Origin of the sequence: Cycloclasticus sp. P1 (assembly GCF_000299965.1) — a bacterium.
Classification (GTDB): domain Bacteria; phylum Pseudomonadota; class Gammaproteobacteria; order Methylococcales; family Cycloclasticaceae; genus Cycloclasticus; species Cycloclasticus pugetii.
On sequence record NC_018697.1, the window covers coordinates 2,356,876 to 2,363,215 of the forward strand.

Below are 6,340 nucleotides of genomic sequence, written 5' to 3' on the forward strand. Positions count from 1 at the left end.
ATCAACACACTATTTAAAATAGAAACTAAAAATTCGCCTATTTAATGTTGTTTTAAACCTGTACTTATCGTCTTATATGCGCACTAAAACACTGTTTAAGCTGTGTCGTGATTTTGGAAGTTTTGCATTATAGTCTTCATCAGGGTGATGGTAACCAATCGCTAGCGCCACTTCACAACGGTAGTCGCCCAACTCTTTTTTAAATTCTTCGTTTACCAAATCCGCATCAATACCTTCCAAAGCCGTAGAGTCAATCTTAAGCCGGGCCAATGTATGTAAAGTATTCCCTAAAGCAAGGTAGGTCTGTGCTTTTGTCCAGTTGCTAGTATCCCCTGTTTCATCCGTATTGCTTTCAGCAAATCCAAAAATAGCAAAGGCTTTGTCGCGGTCTTCTTGCTTTATACGCTTATCTGCAATCCCTCTATCAACCACTTTTGCAAAATCATCACGAGTGTAACGTGGTTTGTGAGCAAACAGAATAATTTGAGAGCTATCGAAAACATGCGCTTGGTTAAACTGATATTTATGAGCAAATGTCCGACTCATACGTTGTCTTGCTTCATCGCTCTCAATAACAACAAACCGCCAAGGCTGTGAATTAATAGAGGAGGGTGATAAGCGCATTGCTTCAAAAAGCACCTTTAATTCCTCTTCGGGTATTTTTTTTGAAGCATCGTACTTTTTAGTGGTATGCCTCCACAACAGGCTTTCAATTATTGGGTGGGTCATCTTTTTACTTATACCATTATTAGAATAAATTTCTTTTCCCTTTTAGGGCAAACCATCAATATACCAAAGTATGAATGAACAAAGTGCCTTTGATTTGGTTTTATCTAAAACAGAGTCCTGTTTAAACGCCCTTCATTCACGCCTTCGCGTTATATCATTTGTTTCACCGATATCATCTAATACTAATATTCTCTGATATAATGCGTTGATTATAAAAAATAAAATTAAGGGAAACGGTTACTATAATGAATTCACTCTCTCAACGGAAGAGCCTCTTTCAAAAAAAACCTGGTTTAGCAGTATTTTTCTCAGCCTCGCATTAATCTCACTGTCCTCAGTTCCAGCAACAAAAACTTACGCTAGTGGCGTAAATATGGAAGGCCTAGGCATTCGTGCCATGAGCATGGGTAGCGCATTTATTGGTTTGGCAGATGATGCTTCTGCTGTCTTTTGGAACCCTGCTGGTTTAAGTCAATTAAAAGGTGCTGGTTATACTTTTGGCGTGTACTCAATGACAGCTGACGTTGATGCTAAAAACGGTGTTTCAAATAACTCACTCCCTGGTGGTGATTACGACCCCAATAAGGGCGATTTATTTCCTGGCTTTTACCCATCCGAACCGACTAACTTTGATGATGATGAAGAGCTTTGGTTAGGTGCTGCTACCATGCCATCGTTTCTTATATTTAAAAATTTTGGTCGCTATACACTGGCCGGTGGTGCCTTTGGTGTAGGCGGGGCATATTCAAGTTACAACGATAAAATATTTGATCCTGCTAATGATGCAGAAATCGAAGCCGATGTTTTTGCCGTTCTTGGCTTGATGAGTATCAACGGCTCTATCGGTTATCAAGTAACGCAGAAGTTAAGTGTCGGTTTTGGCGTGGCGATGTTAAGAAAGATTATATCTCTGCCTCTGGCTCCGACTGGAACTATAACTACGATGCAAAAATACGTAAATGGGGTTATGGTTTTCAAGGAAACATTGGTGTGCTTTATAAGTTTAATGAGCAGTGGAGTGTAGGCGCAATATATCGCACTGGCAGTGACATAAAACTAGAAGGTGATACAAAGATTAGGCTTAAAGGCGGCAGCAACATTGACCCATTTAAAACCAATGAAAAAAGTGATGGGCATACTGATTTTGAATACGGTGCTTCATGGGGTGTAGGTGTTGCATATAAACCTACAAAAAAACTTACCTTTACTTATGATTATCGAGAAAATGACTGGAGTGATTTCAACTGGCCTGGCTCTAATGCTACCTTTGATGAACCCGGAAAATTCTTACAAAATGTTGATGGTGACCCTGGCTGGAATCGTGCCCATGGTTATAGTGTTGGTACCGAGTACCTTCTAAATAACAAGATAACTTTACGAGCTGGTTATACCAATGAGTCTTCAGGTGTTCCTTCTGAGTTTGAGAACCCTGCAACCATTACCCTAGGTGATATACAAATCGCTAACGTAGGGATGGGATTTCAATACGACACCTGGAAAGTCGACGTCTTAGTGGGTACTATGTGGGGCGGCACTGGGTATGGTGTTGACCACCGTTGTTATGACTTTGGTATTAGCTTTATGCGTATGCTCTAAAGAGTCTATATTTACCCCTAAATAAAACGTATAAAGTAGACTAACTACGTCGATAGTTAACTCACCCAGATTTCTTTATTTTCCTATACAGAATGAAGAGAAAATCTCCCCTAAAAGATCATCCGGTGTCATTTTTCCAGTAATTTCAGATAACGCATTTTGTGCCAATCGCAAGTCTTCTGCAAACATCTCCCCAGCTTGATAATGAAGTAACTGGACAATACCATCATTTAAAAAAGCATGAGATCGAGTCAATGCATCTAAATGCCTACGACGAGCTAAAAATACATTTTTTTCTTCTGAATTAAACCCCATTCTTTCTTTCAGGTGTTGAGTTAAAAGATTTAACCCATCTTTATGTTTTGCTGAAAGCCTTATTATCGTTCGCCCATCTTTCGACGTTGTTTCTCCTACCTGCGTACCGGTAATATCCACTTTATTAAAAACTATCGTTACTGGAACTGAGGCGGGTATATCATTTAATAAAGACAAATAATCATCAGCGCTTGATTCTTGATCATCCACCACTAACAACACTTGATCTGCTTGTGAAATGGCATGTTTTGCTCTTTTAACGCCTTCTTGTTCAATAATATCGCTGGTTTCACGTAGACCTGCCGTATCAATAATATGTACTGGCATACCATCTAATTGAATTTGCTCTTTGAGCACGTCACGAGTCGTTCCAGCGACTGCTGTCACAATCGCCGCATCACGTTGTGAAAGTGCATTTAATAAACTTGATTTACCAGCATTCGGTTTACCAGCCAATACCACGGTCATCCCATCACGCAATAAACTTCCTTGCTTTGCCGTTTCTGTAATCGTTTTAAAGGCTTGTTGTAGGTTTGAGATTATTTTTTGTAGCTCTTCACCAGCTAAAAAATCAATATCTTCATCACTAAAGTCAATCGCCGACTCTACATATAAACGCAAGTGTGTTAATTGCCTTTGTAGATCATTAATTCGCTCTGAAAAAGCCCCTTGCAACGATCGTTGCGCTGATGAGGCTGCTGCCGCTGTCCCTGCATCAATAATATCAGCAACTGCCTCAGCTTGAGCTAGGTCTAATTTATTATTTAAAAATGCCCTTTGGGTGAATTCACCCGGTTCAGCAAGGCGTGCACCTAGGGCTAACACTCTTTTTAAAAGCATATCTAAAACAACTGGGCCACCATGCCCTTGAAGCTCTAAAGTATCTTCACCTGTATAAGAGGCTGGAGACTTAAAGTACAACGCAAGCCCACTATCAATAGTGCTATTATCGTTTGCTTTAAATAACTTGAAGCAAGCTTGTCTGGCGGGTATTTCACTGCCCAGTAGCTGCTGGCTAATTTGTTTTGTGTTTGTACCGCTAATCCTAATAATGCCAATTCCACCACGACCACTGGCTGTGGCAACAGCAGCAATAGTGTCGTTATTAGCCATCAATAAATTACTTTTCTTTTCCCGACTCTATACGTTTCATAATCACTGTCTGTTGAGCAATCGTTAATAGATTATTCACGATCCAGTACAGCACTAAGCCTGCTGGGAAAAAGGCAAAAAAACCAGTAAACATAATCGGTAGCATTTGCATCACTTTCTTTTGCATAGGATCGACCGGAGCAGGGTTTAAACGCTGCTGGAAGAACATAGTGATCCCATAAATAACGGGTAAAATAAAGTACGGGTCGGCAGCAGATAAGTTATCAATCCACAGTGCAAAAGGAGCCTGTCTTAGCTCAACACTTTCTAGTAAGGTCCAATACAAAGCGATAAAAACAGGAATTTGAATCAGAATCGGTAAACAACCACTCAATGGGTTTATTTTTTCTGTTTTATACAGCTCCATCATCGCTTTATTCAGCTGCTGTTTATCGTCCCCATACCGTTCTTTTAATGCAACGATTCTTGGCTGCACCAATTTCATATGCGCCATTGATTTATAGCTTTTTTCAGATAGCTTAAAGAACAGTGCTTTGATGGTAAACGTTACCATAATGATAGCAACACCCCAGTTTCCTACAAAATCATAGAAGAAACTTAACAGCCAAAAAATCGGTTCTGCAATAATCGTAAGCTTACCGTAATCAACCATTAACTCTAGGCCCGGTGCAATTTCCTTAAGCTGCTCTTGTAATTTTGGCCCTGCAAATAATACCGAATTAATTGTTTTTCTCTGTCCTGGCTCGACAACTGTCATCGGTGAATAAGCGCCAATTACATACTTTCCAGCACTTAATGCTTTTGTATAGTATGTGTAGTTATTCTCTTTTTCCGGCACCCAAGCAACGCCGAAGTAATGTTGAATCATCCCTGCCCAGCCACCTGTGGCTTCTTGGCTAAGGTTTTCATCCTCCATATCATCAAAATCAATTTTTTGATACTTGTCCTCATCTGTATACAAAACACCACCAGTATACGTATAGATCATTGAGTTTGCTTTCTTATCAGCATAATCATTACGCTTTATTTGCAAATACTCTCTAGCAGACCAGCTATTAGAGCCGTTATTTTCTATACTTGTTTCAACATCAACTTTATAGCTACCTTTGCTAAACACATAGGTTTTAGTAACTTCTATACCGTTTTCATTTTTCCAAGTTAACGGCACCCGCAACTCATCACCTGTCATTACATATTGACTGTCAGATGCACTCCAAAGCGCGTGATGATTAGGGCTTTCACCATTTTGGACAATTAAGCCAGACTCAACAACGAATGTTTTGGACGGTGTGTTATTTAACAGTTGAACTGTTTCTTCTAAACCTTTCGTATCCGGATACTGAGTTAAATAAAGGTTAACTATATTGCCACCAACTTTATCAATTTTCAGCTCATATACGTCTGTAATAACCTCTATAACACCGCCGTTAAGCGCCAAATCCTTTGATTCTGTCTCTTGATTAACACCGGTTGGTAACGGCTCACTTTTAGCAACATTAGGTACATCCGCTGATGAATTAACGCCCTCACTTTGCACTTGCTGTTGTATTTGTTGTGGTAAGACATAGTCTTTTTGCCAAGCTTGCCAAATAAGCACTGCTATAAATGCTAGCGCTGCAAAAAGTAATGTTCTTTGATTATCCATGAGTTTTATCTGACGTTGGTAACGGGTCTACACCACCCTTACAAAAAGGCTGGCAACGTAAAAGCCTTTTTAGTGTAAGGCTTATTGCTTTTATTGTTCTGTATTGTTGAAAAGCTTCAAGCGCGTACTGTGAGCATGTAGGGTAGAAACGGCAACGACTACCTAGCAATGGGCTAACAAAATATCGATAAAATTTAATCAAATAAATAAAGAGTTTATTCACTTTTCATAAACCTAATCCAATGTCTATTAATGGATGTTGCCAATTCTTTTTTACTTGCCGAAGCAGCCTTGTGGCGACATAAAATAACAAAGTCGTAGCCAGATAAGTGTTCTTTTTGCTGTCTAAACGACTCTCTAACTACTCGTTTAATAGCGTTTCTTTTTACAGCTCTTTTAACATTTTTCTTAGCGATTGCGAGGCCAAGCCTTGCTCCAGATAAGTTTTTTTTTCGCGCTAAGACAGTCAGCAAGTCATCCGTGCTTCTTTCAGCTCCCTTAAAAACGTTAGCGTATTCCGACGGGCTGTTCAGCTTGTGTGTTTTTGTAAACGCGTGCTTTTTTTCTTTTATTACGCTGATAAACGAGCTCGACCTTTCGCACGTCTAGCATTGATAATTTTACGGCCTGATTTAGTTGCCATTCTTGCTCTAAAACCGTGTGTTCTCGCTCTTTTTAAGTTGCTTGGTTGAAACGTTCTTTTCATGTTGAAATGTCCTATGAATGACTAATTAATAATATGACGAAAGATAGCTTTTTGGAGCTTGATTTTCTTTCGAGAAAAAGACTGGGAAGGTTAGTTTTATTTCTCTAAAAAGTCAATATTTAAATAAAGATTCCCGCCGTAGTGTCGTTCTCTAATGAATCTTTTTTACTGTGGATAACTTTCCCTTTAAGGGGTATTCTTATAAGCCATTCGTTTCAATTTTATCAAGGATTAAT

General features: G+C 39.3%; 8 protein-coding genes. 2 read left to right on the forward strand and 6 right to left on the reverse strand.

Annotation, left to right across the window (positions count from 1 at the left end):
• Positions 1–72 precede the first annotated feature (72 nt).
• Entirely contained in the window at positions 73–729 is a 657-nt protein-coding gene (locus Q91_RS11355) for a nitroreductase family protein (protein WP_015007051.1), read from the reverse strand.
• 373 nt (positions 730–1,102) lie between these two features.
• On the opposite strand from Q91_RS11355, the gene Q91_RS11810 reads away from it, so the two are divergent.
• Together Q91_RS11810 and Q91_RS11815 are read left to right on the forward strand one after the other, a co-directional pair.
• The gene (locus Q91_RS11810; protein WP_015007052.1) at positions 1,103–1,753 is read left to right on the forward strand and encodes an outer membrane protein transport protein; all 651 of its coding nucleotides are present in this window, start codon (positions 1,103–1,105) and stop codon (positions 1,751–1,753) included.
• Complete coding sequence (locus Q91_RS11815) at positions 1,720–2,325, forward strand: OmpP1/FadL family transporter (RefSeq protein WP_015007053.1); 606 nt, start codon at positions 1,720–1,722, stop codon at positions 2,323–2,325. Before Q91_RS11810 ends, Q91_RS11815 begins: the two co-directional genes overlap by 34 nt.
• A 75-nt stretch (positions 2,326–2,400) precedes the next feature.
• On the opposite strand, the gene mnmE is transcribed toward Q91_RS11815, so the two are convergent.
• From mnmE to rpmH, 5 genes are read right to left on the reverse strand one after another with little or no spacing between them, the layout of a single operon-like run.
• Entirely contained in the window at positions 2,401–3,753 is a 1,353-nt protein-coding gene (gene mnmE, locus Q91_RS11370) for a tRNA uridine-5-carboxymethylaminomethyl(34) synthesis GTPase MnmE (RefSeq protein WP_015007054.1), read from the reverse strand.
• Between the two features lie 7 nt (positions 3,754–3,760).
• Positions 3,761–5,398 carry a membrane protein insertase YidC gene (yidC, locus tag Q91_RS11375; RefSeq protein WP_015007055.1) on the reverse strand — a complete coding sequence of 546 codons (1,638 nt, stop codon included), beginning with the start codon at positions 5,396–5,398 and terminating at the stop codon, positions 3,761–3,763.
• A complete protein-coding gene (gene yidD, locus Q91_RS11540) occupies positions 5,391–5,621 on the reverse strand; it encodes a membrane protein insertion efficiency factor YidD (RefSeq protein WP_015007056.1) in 231 nt (76 codons plus the stop codon). Before yidD ends, yidC begins: the two co-directional genes overlap by 8 nt.
• Positions 5,614–5,979: a ribonuclease P protein component gene (gene rnpA, locus Q91_RS11380; protein WP_330216881.1), complete on the reverse strand. Its 366-nt coding sequence runs from the start codon at positions 5,977–5,979 to the stop codon at positions 5,614–5,616. The genes yidD and rnpA overlap by 8 nt, the downstream gene beginning before the upstream one ends.
• Entirely contained in the window at positions 5,970–6,104 is a 135-nt protein-coding gene (rpmH, locus tag Q91_RS11385; RefSeq protein WP_015007058.1) for a 50S ribosomal protein L34, read from the reverse strand. Before rpmH ends, rnpA begins: the two co-directional genes overlap by 10 nt.
• Positions 6,105–6,340: the final 236 nt, after the last annotated feature.

Coding starts and splice junctions, on each gene's coding strand:
- Q91_RS11355 (WP_015007051.1), bottom strand. CDS start 729: ATGACCCACCCAATAATTGAAAGCCTGTTGTGGAGGCATACCACTAAA.
- Q91_RS11810 (WP_015007052.1), top strand. CDS start 1,103: ATGGAAGGCCTAGGCATTCGTGCCATGAGCATGGGTAGCGCATTTATT.
- mnmE (WP_015007054.1), bottom strand. CDS start 3,753: ATGGCTAATAACGACACTATTGCTGCTGTTGCCACAGCCAGTGGTCGT.
- yidC (WP_015007055.1), bottom strand. CDS start 5,398: ATGGATAATCAAAGAACATTACTTTTTGCAGCGCTAGCATTTATAGCA.
- rpmH (WP_015007058.1), bottom strand. CDS start 6,104: ATGAAAAGAACGTTTCAACCAAGCAACTTAAAAAGAGCGAGAACACAC.